Below are 16,824 nucleotides of genomic sequence, written 5' to 3' on the forward strand. Positions count from 1 at the left end.
GCACCTGCGTGGATGGCTGCGGCTGCGCGGACGACCGCGCGGAGACACACGCAAACACACGGAAATTGTGCACGCCGAGGCGGCGGCTTCATCGCTTGACAAGCGAGGCCCCTCGGGGTAGCAAACCGCCCCCCTTCTTGCGGTCTCGTGACGAGGGGGACAGCGGAGGCTGAATCCTCGCCTTCGCTGCCGCAGAACCGAATCCACACGCTCTCCTGGCACCCACGGCATTCCGCGGCCCGGTGCCCCAGCAGCACGGACGCTCCTGTCCGCGCCTGGGGTTGGTCGCGGGAGGGGGAGCGGCGGACCAACCGAAAGGGCACTGCCGTGACCGATACCAGCTTCTCCGCATCCGTCCCCGCGGCCGACACCATGCAGGCCGTTGCCCCCCAGCCGGGGGATTTCCCGCTTCCGCTCCGCTCGCTGCTCGACGCGGGCGTGCACTTCGGCCACCAGACGAAGCGCTGGAACCCGAAGATGCGGCCGTTCATCTACGGCGCGCGCAACGGCATCCACATCATCGATCTCGACCAGACGACGCGGCTCTTCAAGCGCGCGTACGACTTCCTGACGGACGCCGTCGGTCGCGGCGGCCACGTGCTGTTCGTCGGCACGAAGCGCCAGGCGCAGGACATCGTGCAGGAGGAGGCCCGCCGGGCGGGCATGTACTTCGTCACGAACCGCTGGCTCGGCGGCACCCTGACGAACTTCCGGACGATCAAGCAGGGCCTCGATCGCCTGCGCACGCTCGAGCGCATGAAGGAGGACGGCACCTACGAGCAGCTGCTCAAGAAGGAGGTCGTCCGCCTCGAGAAGGAGCGCGAGCGGCTCGAGAAGTACCTGGGCGGCCTCAAGGGCATGGGCGGCCTCCCGGCGGCGATCTTCGTGATCGACCCGCACCAGGAGTCCATCGCGATCAGCGAGGCGCGCAAGCTGAACGTCCCGGTCGTGGCCATCACGGACACGAACTGCGACCCGGATCTCGTCGACTTCGTGATCCCCGGCAACGACGACGCCATCCGCTCGATCCGGCTGATCACGGCCCGTGTCGCGGACGCGTGCGTCGAGGGCGCGCAGCGCCGCAAGGATCACGGCGAGGGCGGGCAGCAGGGGGCGGGCGGCGGTCGCGGCCAGCGCGACGAGATCAACGTCTACCAGGGCGGCCGCGGCGGCCGCGGCGGCGGTCCGCGCCAGCAGCAGGCGTCGTAGCGCGGCGCGAGCCGCGACGGAGCGGCCCCAGCGCTCGGGCGGCGCGGTGACGACGACGTCGCCGCTCGCCTGGGCGGTATGGCAGCCGTGAGAGAGCAGAGAGGGCGCAGGGACAGAAATGAAAATTTCACGCCTCTGCGCCTTCTGTGCCTCTGCGGTTCGACCCGCGCTCGCTCGGGCCGTTCGTGCAACAGCAGTCGGACGTGTGGTGAACGGGGGCCGCTCGGCGCGGCCTCTTCCTATCTAGGTTTCAGGTTGAAGGAGAAAGAGCCATGGCCGGCATCAATGCGCAGGCGATCAAGGAGCTTCGTGAGCGTACCCAGGCGGGGATGAGCGACTGCAAGAGCGCCCTCACGGAGGCCGAGGGCGACATGGAGAAGGCGGTCGAGATCATCCTGAAGAAGGGTCTCGCGAAGAGCGCCAAGCGGGCCGGCGCGTCCGCCACCGAGGGCGAGGTCCGCGCGGTGGTCGCGGCCGACCGGCGCAGCGCGACGATGGTCGAGGTCAACATCCAGACCGACTTCGCCGCCCGCAACGACGCGTTCCGGCAGTTCGTCGGCGACGTGCTCTCGGCGGTCGAGAAGGCGCCCGACGGCGCGGACGCGGCTCAGCTCTCGATCGGCGGCAAGTCGATCGCCGACACGGCCACCGAGCTGACCGCGCGCATCGGCGAGAAGATCGCGGTGCGCCGCTGGGATCGCGTGTCGATCCCGGCGGGCAAGCACGGCGTCGCGCACGAGTACGTGCACCTCGGCGGCAAGATCGGCGTGCTCGTGGCGGTCGAGGCGTCGAGCCAGGCCGTGGCGGAGCACCCTGCGGTGCAGAAGTTCGTCGAGGAGACGGCGATGCAGGCCGCCGCGATGAGCCCGCTCGTCCTCCGTCGCGACGAGGTCACGGAGGAGCTGAAGGCCAAGCAGAAGGAGATCTTCGAGGCGCAGCTGCGCGAGGATCCGAAGCCGAAGCCGGAGGCGGCGTGGCCGAAGATCATCGAGGGCAAGTTCAACAAGTGGTACTCGGAGGTCGCGCTGCTCGAGCAGGAGTCGGTGGAGGCGGCCTCGCGCGGCGAGAGCGGCCAGACCATCGAGAAGCTCCTCCAGGCGGCGTCGAAGGCCGCCGGCGGCGAGCTCACGCTCACGCGCTTCGTGCGGTACGAGCGCGGCGAGGGCATCGCCAAGAAAGAGGACGACTTCGCCGCCGAGGTGGCGAAGATGGCCGCGAGCTGACGCGGTCCGATGCGGGGGCGCCTCGCCGCCGTCTCGATCGACCTCGACGAGGTCCCGAACTACTTCGCCATCCACGGGCTCGCCGTCCCGGAACGCTCCGGGGCGGCGGCCGCGCTGAGCGCCGTCTACGACACGGCGCTGCCGCGCATCGCTGATTTCGCCTCTTCCCACGGCATCCCCGTCACGCTGTTCGCGATAGGCCGCGACCTCGCGCGCCCCGAGAGCGCGGCGGCCTTGCGCGCGCTGAGCGACGCCGGCCACGCGGTCGAGAACCACTCGTACGGGCACCGCTACGACCTCTCGCGGCTCCCGCGCGCCGCGATCGCGCTGGAGGTCCTGCTGGGCGCCGAGGCCATCGCGGAGGCGGTCGGCCGGCGTCCGACGGGCTTCCGCGCGCCGGGGTACACGGTGAGCGACGCGCTATTCGACGCGCTCGACGCGGTCGGGGTCGCGTTCGACTCCTCGGTGTTCCCGTGCCCGCCCTACTACGCCGCGAAGGCGCTCGCGATGGGCGTGCAGCGGGTGAAGGGCAGGGGGTCGTCGGCGATCCTGGACACCCCGCGTGTGCTCTCGGCGCCGCGCCGGCCGTACCGGCCGGGGCGGCCGTGGTACCGGCGCGGCGGCCGGCGCTTCGTCGAGCTGCCGATCCAGGTGACGCCGGGGCTCCGGCTGCCGGTCATCGGGACGAGCGTGGCGCTCGCGGGCGCGGCGGGCGCGCGGCTCCTGGCGCGCGCGTGCGCAGGGGAGGCGCTCGTGAACCTGGAGCTGCACGGGATGGACTTCCTCGACCGGAGCGACGGCCTCGAGGCGCTCGCGCCGTTCCAGCCGGAGCTCCGGGTGCCGCTGGGCAGGCGGCTCGAGGCGCTGGGGGCGTTCGTGGAGGAGGTCTCGCGGGGAGGGGTAGGGTTCGTGCGGCTGGACGAGGCGAGCAGGGAGCCCGGGCTCATCGCATGACCCAGGGGGCGACGGGGGGCCGCGACCGTGGCTCCCATCGGGCACCCGAATTTCCTGCCGAACAGGGGGCCGTCGGGTACCTTCCCGGCGATGGAGTTCGAGCGCCTCCAGGAGCTCTACAACCGCTGCAACCCCGACGAACCGCTAGCGCCGGGCGACGCGCGCAACGTGGACATCGACCACCGGGGTGTTCGCGGAGCGCACTGGACGAACAAGCTCGCGCGCCAGATCGAGCTCTCCAGGACGCCGGTCTGCCAGCTCTTCACGGGCCTCCGCGGCACGGGGAAGAGCACCGAGATCCAGCGCCTCGCGGCCAGGCTCTCCGATCCGAAGCGGCGCAACCACCTCACGGTCCTGATCGACGCGGACGATGTCCTCGACCTGACCGTGGAGATCGACATCTCGGACGTGCTCGCGCTCGTGCTGCTCCATACCGAGCGTGCAGTCCTGACCGCGGAGGGCGAGGACGCGGCCAGCGCGTTGACGGACGGGCCTCACCGCCGGCTCTGGGCGTGGCTCTCGCGGACCGATGTGGAGATCGGAAAGCTCACCGCGGGCGTCGAGGCGGGGGCGAAGACCGGGGTCGAGCTCAACCTCAAGACCAACCCAACCGTACGCCACCGGGTCCGCGAGATCGTGGCCAGGCACCTCTCCACGTTCGTCCGCTTCGTGCACGACGAGCTCCGGGAGCTCGACTGGCGTGCGCGCAAGCTCGGGCGCTCCGGCGTCGTGATCCTCTTCGATTCGCTGGAGAAGCTCCGGGGCACGAGCCTCACCTGGAAGCCGGTGCTCGAGAGCGCCGAGCGCATTTTCTCGACCGGCGCGCCCTACCTCCAGCTGCCGGTGCACGTGCTCTACACGATCCCGCCGGCGCTCGCGCGCCGCATGGTCGAGCCCCCGGTGTCGTTCCTGCCGATGATCAAGGTCCGGGACGCCGGGGGCACGCTCCACCCCGAGGGGGTCGAGGTCATCACGGAGCTCGTGAAGAAGCGCATCGACGAGGCCGCGCTCGAGGAGATCTTCGGCAAGGCGGCGCTCCGGAGCCGGATCCGCGACATCGCGCTGTGGTCGGGCGGCTACCCGCGCGAGATCGTGCGGCTGCTCCAGACGCTGCTGGAGCTCGAGACGTTCCCCGTGGACGCGAAGACGCTCGAGCGTGAGCTCCATCGCGCGGGGAACGCCTACCGGAGCATCGTCTACGACAGCGGCGCGATCCCGTGGCTCGCCACGGTGAACCGCACGAAGCGCCTCATCACGAACAACGAGCAGGAGCGCGAGGCCGCCGACCACCTGCTCCAGAACAACGTGATCTTGCGCTATCTGAACGACGATGAGTGGGTCGACGTCCACCCGTCGGTTGCTGGGATGCAGGAACTCGCGGCGCCCGTCCCCGACACGGGTGACGGCGTCCGAGAGAAGGGCGCATGAGCGGCGCTGCGGGAGGGGAGCGCTCCCGGCTTGTCCGTGCGCTCGCGCTCTCGCGGCGGTTCCACCTGTACCTTGCACGGTGCGCGAGCCCCCGCGCGGCGGACCAGCTGGTCGCCGAGCTCTCCGCGGAGCTCCCGCGGCGCGGGCGCGCGGAGGTTCGTCTCGTCCGATTGGAGCCGTACGGCGCACGGACCGAGGACACGCCGCTCACCGACGGCGAGCTCGCGGATCGCGTCCTGCTCCCGCTCCTCGACCCGCCCGACGAGCTCCGCGGCGCGATCCACCTGGTCGACGTGTCGCGCGCGGCCTACGCGGACACCGAGCCGTGGGCGCGCGTGTTCTCCCTCTGGAACGAGAAGCGCAACGTACTCGGGCCGTCACACGGCGAGGTCGTGGTGATGCTGCCGCGCGCGCTCGCACCGGTGTTCGCGGCCGCGGCGCCTGACGTGTGGTCGATCCGGAGCGGTGAGTACGTCATCGAGGAGGACGCGGGCGCGCCCAACAGCTTACCGGGGACAACGCGCGTAGCGCGTGGCGTGTCGCGCGACATGGCGATCGAGCCGATCCTGGAGAGCCACAAGATAGGAGCGCCGGCCCTCGTTGGCGGCGTGGAGGCGGCTTTCTCCTCGCTGACAGCGGCGGCACCGGCGAGCGAGGGCAGGCGCGTCAACGATGCGCTGTTGCTCATGAGAGCGGTGTCCCCGCTCGCGCTCTTCGGCGGAGATATCGTGGTCCGGCCGTGGGTCGACGATCTGCTCTCCGTGCTCGCCGCGGCGGAGATCACCGAGCCCTCGGTGGTCCACCCACCGGGACCGCTGCGCGATCTGCACTTTGCCATCTGGGATCTTGCCAGTAGGGACTTCAGGTCGGCGACGGGGCTCTTCTCCGGGGCGATCGAGCGTCTCGACGGCGATTCCGTCGCGTTCGCGGTCGGTGCATGCTCCGGGCTCGCCATCGCGCTTGCCGCGCAGGATCGCGCGGCTGAAGCGGTTCCCTATGCGGACCGGGCGCTTCGTGACGGGGATGGTTCGCTGCGCGGTGCGCGCGACGCGATGTACGGCGCGCTTCGGGCGAACGCGTTCGTGCACTGGTGCCTCGGTCATCTCGAGCGCGCGCAAGAGCTCGACCAGACCCTCGCGACCGAGGTCGAGGCATCGACGGACGTCATCCGATCGCGGCTCGTTCCGATCGCCGCCCGATCGCACCTTCTCCGGCTTGCCGAGCGCGGTCAGGTCGCGGCGGCGCGAGGGCGGGTTGCCGCGCTGCTCGATCCCGGGCCGCACGCGAGCTCTCCCCGGCGTGAATCCGTGGGTGTCGATGTGATCATGCGCGTCGTGATTGCAGATCTAGACTTCCTTACCGGCGATCTCGACGCCTCGCTCTGGGGGCTTGAGCGAGCGCTCGCCGAGGGCGCGCCTTGGCCGAAGGAGCACGCGAGCCTCGCGCGCCGCTGCGAAGCGGCCAAGGCGCTCGTCGAGATCGCCCGCGGAAACGAGGAGCGGGCCGCGAAGCTCCTCGGGCATCGGAGGGACGGGCGGGCTCCCTCGGACGAGCGACTCGAGCCGGACGGCGGGTTCCGTGCGGAGGCGTTTGGCGCGGTCGCGTCCGGGCTCCTCTCGATGGTCATGGGGAATCCTTGGGATGCCGCGATGTGGTTCATGAGCGCGCGCAGCTCCGTTGCCCAGTGGGGTGACTGGGGCCTGGACCGGCGATCACGCCTGCGGGCCGAGCTCTTCGTCGAGCTGCTGGGGGCCGCGGTCGATACGGACGCCGATCACGCCCTCGCGTCCGCCCGCTCTCTCGCCGACCAGGCCGAGGCGCTCCTCGGTGACACCGCGGAGGATCACATGAGCCGCGTGCTTGCCGTGGCGGCGCACCGCGAGCTCGCGCGGCGCCTCGCGAGCGCTGGCGCCGGTGACGCCCGCTCCGCCGCGCTGCGCGCCGCAGCGCTCGCCCAACCTCTCGGCGGCCTCGGCGTGCCCGCGTGGGACGAGCTACTCCGCGCTGCAGCGCGCCCGTCCTGAGGTTCCCTGGTTCCACTCACCAGGGGTCCGGCGAGGGATCGGGAGAGAGAGTTCAACGCAAAGGCGCAAAAATGCATGAAATTGATGGCGCCTTTGCGCCTTTGGGTTGAATTCTCTTTTCTCTCGCGAAGCAGATCCCCGGCAGGGGATCTCACCCGCCGTACGGGACGCGGCGAGCCTGCGGCGCGGCGGTCGCCGGCGATGAAGGGCAGGGGAGATATATGACGCAATGCATCGTGCGCGCGTCCCTGGCGCGTCGTGCGCGCGTTCCCGGCGCGTCGTGCGCGCGTTCCCGGCGCGTCGTGCGCGCGTCCCTGGCGCGTCGTGCGCGCGTTCCCGGCGCGTCGTGCGCGCGTCCCTGGCGCGTCGTGCGCGCGCCCGGGATCTCTGGCGCGCGAGGGTGACGGGCTTGCCGCACGCCGCCTCCGCGTCGTGCGCGTGTCCGGGCCGCCTGTGCGCGCGTCGCCCCGCGTTGTGCGCGCGCCCCGCGCCTGTGGTGCGCCGGCGCGACCGGGGTTGCGCGCGTTCCCTCGCCGGTCTCGCGCGCGCCGCCCGCCGTCGTGACGCCGTCGATCTTGCCTGGTCCGCGCGTCGCGCCCGCCGAGCGCGCCCCAGCCACCGACCCTGCGCCGCTTTCCCGGCCCCCGTGCATTCGTTCGGACTGGATCGTCGCGACGTGATCTTGCGCAGCGATGTGTTCGCTTTCCGTTCCTTGACGCTTTCCCGTAGCTTCCCCTCTCATGGCCACTTCCAAGACCAAGAAGCCCGCGCCGGCGACCTCGCCGGCCGAGGCACCTGTCGTTTCCACCACCACCCTCGACGCGCTCGCGCGGGAGCTCGGCCCCGCGGACGGCGCTTTCGCCGCGCGGACGTACGCGGGCATTCCCGAGGAGGACCTCGTCGCGGAGGGGACGCGCATCGATTCGCAGAGCCTCATCGATGACGTCCCTCAGTTCGTCGCCTCGGCGCGGCGCATCCTGGGCTCGCTGTCTGGGGCGCAGCGCGGCAAGGTGCGCATGCCCGAGGCGCTCCTGCCGTTGCTCGTCGCCGAGGCGGGCAGGCTCCAGGCGATGAAGCGGTCGCACGACGCGGCGGCGACCGAGGTCGCCGGCGCCCGGGCCGCGCTCGAGGTGCAGGGGCGGAGCGCGATGCGCGACGGCATCGCCGAGCGCGACCTCTGCTACGACGGCCTGCGCAACGCGCTCGGCCCGCGCCGCATGGCGCGGGTCGACGCCATCGTCGGGCGCGCGGATTCCCCCGAGAACCTCGCCAGGGGCCTCGAGGCGCTCGCGGCCTTCATCGACGAGACCCGGCGGGCCGATCCGCAGGACGCGCAGCTCCTCGAGGACTATGACGTCGGTGCCGAGTGCGCGGCCGCGCTCCGGACCATGGCGCAGCGGGTGCGCGGGACTGCCAGCATCCAGGTCGCCGCGGGGCGCCGGGTGACCCAGCGGGCGCTCGATCTCCAGGACGGCAGGGTCGCGGTCGTGATCGAGAAGATCCTCCGCGCCTTCAGGGCCGCGCGCCGGGTCGACGGGACCATCCTGGTCCCCGAGCTGAACAAGGCCGCGTGGATGTTCGAGACCCGCTCCGGCAACTCGGCCAAGAAGACCCCGTCCGGCGGCGGCGAGGCGCCGAGCGGCACCGCGCCGAGCGACAGCGCGCCGGGCGGCAGCGCGCTGACGCCGGAGGCCACACCGAGTCCCGGCGTCGGCGGCTGATCCCCAGCCCCCGAGCCAGCGCTCCTCAGCGCCCGCCCCCACCGCGTCAGCCCGCGATGAGCCGCCTCGTGACGACCATCCCGAGGGCGCCGGCGAGCAAGCAAGCGACCAGCGTGATCGCGATGTTGGTGAGCCCCGCCGCCAACGACTTGTGCTCGATGAGGCGGATCGTCTCGTTGTTGAAGCTCGAGTACGTGGTGAAGCCGCCCATGACGCCGGTGCTCAGGCTGAGGCGGAGCGTCGGCGACAGGAGCTCCGTCGTCGCGGCGATCTCTCCGATGGCGCCGAGCAAGAACGACCCGATCACGTTGACGGCGAGCGTCCCATACGGAAACTCGGCGCCGAGGCGCTGCTGGCACCACGTCGACAGCCCGTAGCGGGCGAGGGTCCCCGCTGCGCCACCGAGGCCGATCCACAACCACCGATCCATTCGTTTCACCTTCTCGCTCGAGTCGCGATCACCGTGAACGGCGGCCGCGCCCTTGCGTCCTCACCGCCGCTGGCCCAACGCTGGCGCGGGTGAAGCGCCGCTTCAACACGACCGGGCCGTGCCGCCCCGATCTGCACTACATGATCCCGGCCGAGAGCCGCCTGCCCGAGGCCCCGAGCCTCGTCGAGCACATGGGGTACTTCGTCGTCCACGCCCCCAGGCAGACGGGCAAGACGACCGCCCTGCGCGCCGTCGCCGAGCGGCTCACGGCCTCGGGGCGACACGCCGCCGTCCTCTTCTCCTGCGAGGAAGGGAGCGTCGCCGGCGACGACTACCGCTCCGCCCAGCGCGCCATCCTTCGCGAGCTCACGCGCGCTGCCCAGATCGCGCTGCCGCTCGAGCTCCAGCCGCCGCCGTTCTCTCTCGAGGGCGACGAGGGCCTCCTCTCCGCGGCCCTCACCTCTTGGGCGCGCGCCTGCCCGCGCCCGCTCGCCCTCATCTTCGACGAGATCGACTCGCTGCGCGGCAAGGGCCTTCTCAGCATCCTGCGCCAGCTCCGCGCCGGCTTTCCCAGCCGTCCCGGCCACTTCCCCGCTTCGGTGATCCTCTGCGGGCTGCGCGATGTGCGCGACGACAAGGCCGCGAGCGGCGGCGATCCCGGACGTCTTGGCACCGCGAGCCCGTTTAACATCAAGCTCGAGTCCCTGCGGCTCGGAGACTTCTCGGAGGAAGAGCTCCGTGCGCTCTATGCCCAGCACACCGAGGACACGGGTCAGGTCTTCCTCGATGCAGCGCTCACGCGAGCGTTCGAGCTCACCGCCGGCCAGCCATGGCTCGTCAATGCCCTCGGCCGCGAGATCATCGAGAAGATGGCCGTCCCGCCCAGCGAGCCCATCACCCGCGCGCACGTCGAGCAGGCCAAGGAGCGCCTCATCCTTGCCCGCGCTACCCACCTCGACTCGCTCGTCAGCAAGCTCGCCGAGCCCCGCGTGCGCCGCGTGCTCGAGCCCTTGCTCGCGGGGACGTACGAGGGCGGCGGCGACACGTACGACGATGACGCCTCCTATGTCCGCGATCTCGGCCTCGTGGCCCAGGACAAGCCGCTGCGCGTCGCGAACCCCATCTACCGCGAGGTGATCGCCCGTGTCCTGTCCTCGTCGGCCGAGGAGCGGATCGACGCCCCGCCCGAGCGCTTCCGCCTGCCCGACGGCCGCCTCGCGTTCCGGCGACTGCTCCGCGCGTTCGCCGCCTTCTGGCACGAGCACGGCGAGGTGCTCGCCTCCGGGATGCCGTACCCCGAGGTCGCCCCGCAGCTCGTCCTGATGGCTTTCCTCCAGCGCGCGGTCAACGGCGGTGGCTTCATCGATCGCGAGTACGGCGTCGGCCGCGGGCGCATCGATCTGCTCGTCCGCTTTCCCTACCAGAAGCCCGACGGTTCCCGAGCCGTCCAGCGGCGCGCGATCGAGCTCAAGGTGTGGCGCAAGGGCCAGAAGGACCCGCTCCTCGAAGGCCTCGCTCAGCTCGACGACTACCTCGCGCGCCTGCGCCAGAAGCGCGGGACGCTCGTGATCTTCGACGCGCGCGGGCGCCTCGCTAGAACCGCCCCCCGGTTCTTCGAAGCGACGACGCCCCGCGGCCGCCGCGTCGCGGTGCTCCGCCTGTGAGCGTCCTCCAAGCGAGGGTAGGCCCGAGGAGACCGTGCTCGTCGCGCGGCGCTCGACCCGGCAGCTACTCCGCCGCCTTCCTGAACTCGATCACCCGCCCGCCCGCGCCGTCCGCCAGCGCGGGCCGGTTCACCCGCGACACCTCGTCCGTCGCCACCCCCGACGCCGCGATGAACTGGCGCGCCTGCTCGTTGTCGCCGTGCGCCAGCTCGTCCGGCGTCCCCGACGCGACGACCCGCCCCTGGATCACGAGGAACGCCTGGTGCGCGATGCGGAACGTGCTCGCCATGTCGTGCGAGATCACGACGCTCGTCACCTTGAAGCGCGCCCGCGTCTCCTCGATCAGGTCGTCGACCATCCGGCTCGTCAGCGGATCGAGCCCGCTCGTCGGCTCGTCGTAGATGAGGATCTCGGGCTCCAGCATCAGCGCGCGCGCAAGGCCCACGCGCTTGCGCTGCCCGCCGGACAGCTCCGACGGCATCCGGTCCTCCTTGTTCTCGAGGCCGAGCGAGTTCAGCATGCCCACGACCTTGTCGCGGATGTCCCGCTTCGACATGTGCTTCCTGTGCTCGCGCAGCGGGAACGCCACGTTGTCGAAGATCGTCAGCGAGTCGAGCAGCGCCGCGTACTGGAACACCATGCCGAACCGCTGGCGCATCCGGTTCATCTCGAAATCGTCGAGCGCGCCCATGTCCACGCCGTCGACCCAGATGTGGCCGGTGGTCGGCCGCTCCAGCCCGATGAGCAGCCGGAGCAGCGTGGTCTTGCCCGCGCCCGACCCGCCGATGATCACCGCCGTCTCGGTCCGCCGGAGGTGCATCGTGATGCCGTGCAGCACCTTCGTCGCCCCGAACGATTTCTTGATGTCGTCGACGAAGAGGTGATCCCCCGGCTGCCACCCCGGCGGCATCTTGCCCACCTGCTGCGCCTCCGGGGGGGCCCCTCGCGGGGGGGGCTGGCTGGGCGGCCTTCTCGACATCCGCACAGTACGGTACCACGGAGGGGGCCCCGCAGGACGCCGATCGCCTTGCATCACGGTAAGGGCGAGCACGTGCTTGACGCGGCAGGGCGCGGGACGGAAACGTTGCTCATGACCGACGACCTACTCAAGGCAGCCCTCGAGACCGCAGAGGCGAAGACCGACAAAGACGGCTGGGCCGAGCTCCCCGAGGGGCGCGTGCTCACGATCTACGCCGCGCACGACGGCGTGTCGCTCCCGGTGACCAAGATCGAGGCCGTGTCGAGCGCGGGCGGGCTCCTCAAGGCGCGCAGCACCAAGGGCGAGACGTTCGTGCTCGCGCTGAAGGACGTGTTCGCCATCGCCCTCGACGGCGGCGGCAAGGGAGCCCAGGCCAGGAAAGCCGGCTTCCTCGGCTGATCGCGGCGACCTTCGATGGCCCGATCGTCGAGAGCGGGAGCAGGTCCTGCGGCGCGGTCCGCCCAGCGGGCCGTCGACCTCGCGCTCGCCGAGCTGCAGCACAGGTTCGGCCTGGGCCGCAGCCTCGCCGCCCCGGGCTGGGTGCGCGAGCGGGTGCTCGCCGTGCTCAGCGCCGTGGCCGCGCGCCACGGCGTGTCGCCGCTCGCGGCCGCCGAGCGGCTGCGGGACGACAGGGAGGCCATCGAGGAGATCGTCAGCGCGCTCCGCGTCGGCGAGACGCGCTTCTACCGCGACCCGATCATCTGGGAGGCCATCGCCGCCTCGGTGCTGCCCAGGCTCCCGCCCGATCTGCCCATCGCCGGCCTCTCGGCCGGCTGCAGCACCGGCGAGGAGGCCTATACCCTGGCGATGGTGCTCGCGAGCGCGGGCCGCCGCTTCAGCGTGCTCGGGGTCGACCGCGCCGCTCCGGCGATCGAGGCGGCGCGCGAGGGCGTCTACTCCGCCGAGGCCGTCGACCAGCTCCCCCCGTCCTTCGTTCAGCGCTACTGTGAAGAGAAGGGCGGCGCGCTGCACGTCGGCCAGCAGCTCCGCGAGGTCGTGTCCTTCGAGGTCTGCGACCTGGTGCACGCCGTGCCGAGCGGCGGGTTCCAGATCATCTTCTTCAAGAACGTGCTCCTGTACCTCGCAGAGCCCGCCGGCGACGCGGTGGCGCGGCGCCTCGCGGCCGAGCTCGGCCCGGGCGGGCTCCTGTTCTCCGCCGCGAGCGAGGCGCCGCGCCTCTGCGGCGCCGGCCTCACGTCGGTCAAGGTGAACGCGCACGTCACCGCCTTCCGCGCCCCGGGCGCCTGAGAAAGCAGAACGACACCGCATGAGCGTCGACCTCTCCCCCACGTCCAGGCCCAGCGGGCTCGTCGAGCTCCGCGCCGCCTACGCGCGCGAGCGCGCCGAGCTCGATCGCACGGCGCCGAGCGGCCCCACGCCGGCCGCGGACCCGGCCGCCGTCGGGGTCGCCCTCGGGCGGCGCCACGCGCGCCTGCTCGACGATCTCCTGGCGCGCCTCTTCCACCTGCTGCGCGAGTCCGGCGGGCCCAGCCGCAAGGAGTGGGACTCGGTCGCGATCGCCGGGGTCGGCGGCTACGGCCGCGGCGCGGTCGCGCTGCGGAGCGACCTCGATCTGCGCATCCTCGCCCGCAACGCCCAGCGCGCCAGCGCCATCGCGGACGCGCTGCTCTACCCGCTCTGGGACATGGGGGTCGCCGTGGGGCACCAGGTCGTCACCATCGACGACCTCATCGACGGCGCGCGGGAGGACCTGCCCACCGCGACGAGCCTGCTCGACTGGCGGCACGTCGTCGGCGACGCGTCGCTGTCGGAGTCGCTCTGGCAGCGCGCCTCGTCGGGCATCTTCGCGCACTCGGAGCTGCCCCGCTTCATCGAGCGGCTCGGGAAGGAGATCTCGCAGCGGCACGAGCGCTTCGGCGGCTCGGTCTACCTCCTGGAGCCGGACGTGAAGAACGGCGCGGGCGGGCTGCGCGATCTCGACGTCGCCCGCTGGGCCGCGAAGGCGCGCTACGGCGTCGGCGAGTTCGACGCGCTCGTCCGCTTCGGCGCGCTCGTCGCCCGCGAGGCGGAGGAGATCCGGAGCGCCGCGGAGATGCTCTGGCGCATCCGCAACCTGCTCCACGCCCACTCCGGGCGGAGGACCGACCGGCTGACGTTCGACGAGCAGGAGCTGTGCGCGGGCGCGCTCGGCTACAGCAAGGGCGCCGGTCCGGCCGACGCCGGCCGGAAGAGCGCGCCGCCCCCCGACGAGGCCGCCGTGTCGCCCGAGGCGATCGAGCGGATGATGAGCGACTACTACCGGAGCGCCCGGACCATCTCGCGCTCCCTCGACATGATCGTCTCGCGCGCCACGCCGACGCTGACGCGGCGCCGCCGCCGCGACGAGGACCTCGGCGCCGGGGTCCGCCTCTTCGACGGCTGCATCACGATGAGCGATCCGGATCTGCTGAGGACCGATCCGGCGATCGCGCTGCGGCTCGTCTCCGAGGCCGTCGAGCGCGGCGTGCCGCTCTTGCCCTACGCGCGCGGCGCGATCGTCCGCGCCGCCGGCGATCCGGCGTTCTGCGCGGCGCTCCGCGAGAGCCCCGAGGCCGCCGAGCGGTTCCGGACCCTCGTCGCCACGTGCAAGGAGACGCAGCTGCAGAGCGGCTCGGTCGTCCGCGAGCTGCACGACCTCGGCCTCCTGCTCGCGATGATCCCGGAGTTTTCGCCGGTCGTCGGGCGCGTCCACCACGACGTCTACCACGTGTACACGGTCGACGTTCACTCGGTCGCCGCCGTCGATCGGCTGGCGGCGCTCGCGCGGGGCGAGCTCGCGGGCGAGTTCGGGCTCGCGTGCCGGCTCGCCGCCGAGGCGACGCGGCCGACGATGCTGTTCTTCGCCACGCTCCTGCACGACGTGGGCAAGGCGATCGGGGGCACCGATCACAGCGGGCGCGGCGCCGAGATGGCCCGGAAGATCCTGGCGCGGCTCGGCTTCCCTCAGGAGGACATCGACGAGGCGTGCCACCTCGTGCTGAAGCACCTCGTGATGTACCTCATCGCGACCCGGCGCGATCTCGACGACCCCGCGACGATCTCGGAGTTCTGCCAGGAGGTGCACGGCCGCGAGGGGCTGCGCGATCTCTACCTGCTCACGGTCGCCGACATCTCGACCACGAGCCCCACGTCGATGACGTCGTGGAAGGCGCGCATGCTCGACGAGCTCTACCTCTCCGCGGACAGGGCCCTGCGCGGCGCGCGCGAGGACGCGGGGCCGTTCGACATCGACGACCAGCGCATGGCCCGCGCGATCAGCGGCACGGTCGGCGCCCTCGAGGACCTCCCGGCCGCGAGCGAGGCCGAGCGGCGCGCGCAGCGGGACTTCCTGGCCCGCTACCTCGCGTCGATGCCCGAGCGCTACCTGCTCGCGAACAGCCCGGCCGCGATCGCCGCGCACTCGGAGCTCGCCCGGCAGCAGCAGTCCGGCGCCAACAGCGTCTCGGTCGCGCTCGTCCCGTCGCGCCACCCGGAGGCCGCGGAGGTCTGCGTCGTGGCGCCGGATCGCCCCGGCTTGCTCGCGGCGATCACGGCCGCGCTCGCGGCCTCGCGCCTCGAGGTCCACGCGGCGCAGATCCACTCGCGCGCGTGCGACGACGACGGGATGGACGACGGCGGCGTGATCCGCGCGAGGGCGGGCTCGTCCCCGCCGGCCGGCGTGCGCCTGCAGGCCGTCGACCTCTTCTGGGTGCGCGACCGCGGCGAAGGGGTAGGGGGGGTGGCGCGCGCCATCCCGAAGCTCGTGACCGACATCCAGGCGGTGCTCTCGGGGCAGCTCTCCGGCGCCGAGCTCGCCAAGAAGCGCCGGGGCGGCGCGCTGCGCGAGCGCCCGACGCCGAAGGTCCGGACGCAGGTATCCATCGACGATCGCGCCTCGCACCACACGGTGATCGAGGTCCTCACGCGCGATCGCCCCGGCCTCCTGTTCGCGATCTCGGACGCGCTCTACCAGCTCGGCCTCTCGATCTCGGTCGCCAAGATCAACACGGAGGGCACGCGCGTGGCCGACGTGTTCTACGTGAGCGAGGCGGACGGGACGAAGATCGCGAGCGGCAAGCGGACGCAAGAGGTGGAGGAGCGGCTGCACGCCGTCCTCCAGGGCCTGGACGGCGAAGGGAGTGTCGGATGAACGAGAGGTGGTTTACGCGCGCTGTGTGGACGGCGAGGCCCGCGGCGCAGCGGGTCCTCGGGGCGATGGCGCACGCCGCGTGCGTCGCGGCGTGCGCCCTTTCGTGTGGTGGAGCGCAGGAGCCCCAGCGCGACCCGCTCCTGGCCGATCCGCCCGAGGGCAGCGACGCGGCGGCCTCGAAGGGCGCGTCGTCCACGGCGCTGGACCGGGGCGTCGCGTACATCAAGAACGAGAAGTACGAGGAGGCGAAGCCGCACCTCCTCCAGGCGATCGAGCACGAGCCGGGCAGCGCCGAGGCGCACTACTACCTCGGCCTCGCGAACGAGCAGACGAACGATCGCGCCGGCGCCGAGGCGTCGTACAAGAAGGCGCTCGCGAGCGACCCCAGGCTCGAGGCCGCCGCGCTGAACCTGGCCGCGCTCTACCTGGACGAGCCGCCTCGGCCGGACGAGGCGATCGCGGTCCTCTCGAAGGCGATCGAGCAGGCGCCGGACCGGGCGGCGCTCCACCAGAACCTGGGCTACGCGTACGGGCTGAAGGGCGACGTCGCGAACGCGAGCAAGCACTACGAGGCGGCGCTCAAGGCCGAGGACACGGCCGCCACGCGCTTCGCCTACGGCGCGATGCTGTTCGAGGCGAAGGTGCTCGACCGGGCCGCGGCCGAGCTCAGGAAGGCGCTCGCGGCGACCGGCGACGACGTGGCGACGATCGCGACGATCGGGCGGATGCTCGGGCCGGCGAAGGCCTACGCCGATTGCGTGGCGGCGTTCGACCGCGCCATCAAGCTGAAGCCGGAGGCCGAGTTCCACGTGCGCCGCGGGACGTGCCGCCACGAGCTCGGCGACGAGCCGGGGGCGCGCGCCGACTACCAGGCGGCGATCAAGGTGGACCCGCGGTTCGCGGCCGCGCACTACTACCTCGGCCTGTCGTTCCTGGCCGAGCGCAAGCCGCAGAGCGCGATCGCCGCGCTCACCGAGGCCGGGAAGCACGGCGGCGACACCGAGATCGGCAAGCGCGCCCGCGCCAAGGTGAAGGAGCTCAGCGCGAGGCTGAAGTGATCGCG

General features: G+C 72.0%; 13 protein-coding genes. 11 read left to right on the forward strand and 2 right to left on the reverse strand.

The genetic code is table 11. The features are described from left to right. The first annotated feature begins 372 nt into the window (after positions 1–372). The 6 genes from rpsB (at position 373) to WMF22_RS17175 (ending at position 8,559) form a co-directional block, all read left to right on the forward strand. Positions 373–1,209, forward strand: a complete 837-nt coding sequence (gene rpsB, locus WMF22_RS17150; protein ID WP_437301571.1) for a 30S ribosomal protein S2 — start codon at positions 373–375, stop codon at positions 1,207–1,209. A 272-nt stretch (positions 1,210–1,481) separates the two neighbouring features. Further along, the gene (gene tsf / locus WMF22_RS17155; RefSeq protein ID WP_438036400.1) at positions 1,482–2,432 is read left to right on the forward strand and encodes a translation elongation factor Ts; all 951 of its coding nucleotides are present in this window, start codon (positions 1,482–1,484) and stop codon (positions 2,430–2,432) included. A 9-nt stretch (positions 2,433–2,441) separates the two neighbouring features. Next, positions 2,442–3,386 carry a polysaccharide deacetylase family protein gene (locus WMF22_RS17160; protein WP_438036401.1) on the forward strand — a complete coding sequence of 315 codons (945 nt, stop codon included), beginning with the start codon at positions 2,442–2,444 and terminating at the stop codon, positions 3,384–3,386. 27 nt (positions 3,387–3,413) lie between these two features. Further along, positions 3,414–4,814, forward strand: coding sequence for a hypothetical protein (locus WMF22_RS17165; RefSeq protein ID WP_438036402.1), 1,401 nt, complete (start codon positions 3,414–3,416; stop codon positions 4,812–4,814). Then, entirely contained in the window at positions 4,811–6,838 is a 2,028-nt protein-coding gene (locus WMF22_RS17170; protein ID WP_438036403.1) for a hypothetical protein, read from the forward strand. The genes WMF22_RS17165 and WMF22_RS17170 overlap by 4 nt, the downstream gene beginning before the upstream one ends. A gap of 740 nt (positions 6,839–7,578) precedes the next feature. Next, complete coding sequence (locus WMF22_RS17175) at positions 7,579–8,559, forward strand: hypothetical protein (RefSeq protein ID WP_438036404.1); 981 nt, start codon at positions 7,579–7,581, stop codon at positions 8,557–8,559. Between the two features lie 46 nt (positions 8,560–8,605). Here the strand turns inward: WMF22_RS17175 and crcB are convergent, their stop codons facing one another. Further along, positions 8,606–8,989 (reverse strand): fluoride efflux transporter CrcB, encoded by a 384-nt coding sequence (crcB, locus tag WMF22_RS17180; protein WP_438036405.1) that lies wholly within the window; start codon positions 8,987–8,989, stop codon positions 8,606–8,608. A gap of 89 nt (positions 8,990–9,078) precedes the next feature. Between crcB and WMF22_RS17185 the strand changes: the two genes are divergently transcribed. Next, positions 9,079–10,653: an ATP-binding protein gene (locus WMF22_RS17185; RefSeq protein WP_438036406.1), complete on the forward strand. Its 1,575-nt coding sequence runs from the start codon at positions 9,079–9,081 to the stop codon at positions 10,651–10,653. Between the two features lie 64 nt (positions 10,654–10,717). On the opposite strand, the gene WMF22_RS17190 is transcribed toward WMF22_RS17185, so the two are convergent. Continuing rightward, positions 10,718–11,563 carry an ABC transporter ATP-binding protein gene (locus WMF22_RS17190; RefSeq protein ID WP_438037263.1) on the reverse strand — a complete coding sequence of 282 codons (846 nt, stop codon included), beginning with the start codon at positions 11,561–11,563 and terminating at the stop codon, positions 10,718–10,720. A gap of 180 nt (positions 11,564–11,743) precedes the next feature. Between WMF22_RS17190 and WMF22_RS17195 the strand changes: the two genes are divergently transcribed. The 4 genes from WMF22_RS17195 to WMF22_RS17210 are packed head-to-tail and all read left to right on the forward strand — an operon-like array spanning position 11,744 to position 16,819. Next, positions 11,744–12,031 carry a hypothetical protein gene (locus WMF22_RS17195; protein WP_044965043.1) on the forward strand — a complete coding sequence of 96 codons (288 nt, stop codon included), beginning with the start codon at positions 11,744–11,746 and terminating at the stop codon, positions 12,029–12,031. A 15-nt stretch (positions 12,032–12,046) separates the two neighbouring features. Continuing rightward, positions 12,047–12,880 carry a CheR family methyltransferase gene (locus WMF22_RS17200; RefSeq protein ID WP_437300141.1) on the forward strand — a complete coding sequence of 278 codons (834 nt, stop codon included), beginning with the start codon at positions 12,047–12,049 and terminating at the stop codon, positions 12,878–12,880. A 19-nt stretch (positions 12,881–12,899) separates the two neighbouring features. Next, a complete protein-coding gene (glnD, locus tag WMF22_RS17205; protein WP_437300142.1) occupies positions 12,900–15,761 on the forward strand; it encodes a [protein-PII] uridylyltransferase in 2,862 nt (953 codons plus the stop codon). After that, the gene (locus WMF22_RS17210) at positions 15,758–16,819 is read left to right on the forward strand and encodes a tetratricopeptide repeat protein (protein ID WP_438036407.1); all 1,062 of its coding nucleotides are present in this window, start codon (positions 15,758–15,760) and stop codon (positions 16,817–16,819) included. Before glnD ends, WMF22_RS17210 begins: the two co-directional genes overlap by 4 nt. The last annotated feature ends 5 nt before the right edge of the window (positions 16,820–16,824 follow it).

Source organism: Sorangium sp. So ce204, from assembly GCF_051526795.1.
Classification (GTDB): Bacteria; Myxococcota_A; Polyangia; order Polyangiales; family Polyangiaceae; genus Sorangium; species Sorangium cellulosum_B.

Coding starts and splice junctions, on each gene's coding strand:
- WMF22_RS17160 (WP_438036401.1), top strand. CDS start 2,442: ATGCGGGGGCGCCTCGCCGCCGTCTCGATCGACCTCGACGAGGTCCCG.
- WMF22_RS17170 (WP_438036403.1), top strand. CDS start 4,811: ATGAGCGGCGCTGCGGGAGGGGAGCGCTCCCGGCTTGTCCGTGCGCTC.
- WMF22_RS17195 (WP_044965043.1), top strand. CDS start 11,744: ATGACCGACGACCTACTCAAGGCAGCCCTCGAGACCGCAGAGGCGAAG.
- rpsB (WP_437301571.1), top strand. CDS start 373: ATGCAGGCCGTTGCCCCCCAGCCGGGGGATTTCCCGCTTCCGCTCCGC.
- glnD (WP_437300142.1), top strand. CDS start 12,900: ATGAGCGTCGACCTCTCCCCCACGTCCAGGCCCAGCGGGCTCGTCGAG.
- crcB (WP_438036405.1), bottom strand. CDS start 8,989: ATGGATCGGTGGTTGTGGATCGGCCTCGGTGGCGCAGCGGGGACCCTC.
- WMF22_RS17200 (WP_437300141.1), top strand. CDS start 12,047: ATGGCCCGATCGTCGAGAGCGGGAGCAGGTCCTGCGGCGCGGTCCGCC.
- WMF22_RS17210 (WP_438036407.1), top strand. CDS start 15,758: ATGAACGAGAGGTGGTTTACGCGCGCTGTGTGGACGGCGAGGCCCGCG.
- WMF22_RS17190 (WP_438037263.1), bottom strand. CDS start 11,563: ATGCCGCCGGGGTGGCAGCCGGGGGATCACCTCTTCGTCGACGACATC.
- WMF22_RS17175 (WP_438036404.1), top strand. CDS start 7,579: ATGGCCACTTCCAAGACCAAGAAGCCCGCGCCGGCGACCTCGCCGGCC.
- tsf (WP_438036400.1), top strand. CDS start 1,482: ATGGCCGGCATCAATGCGCAGGCGATCAAGGAGCTTCGTGAGCGTACC.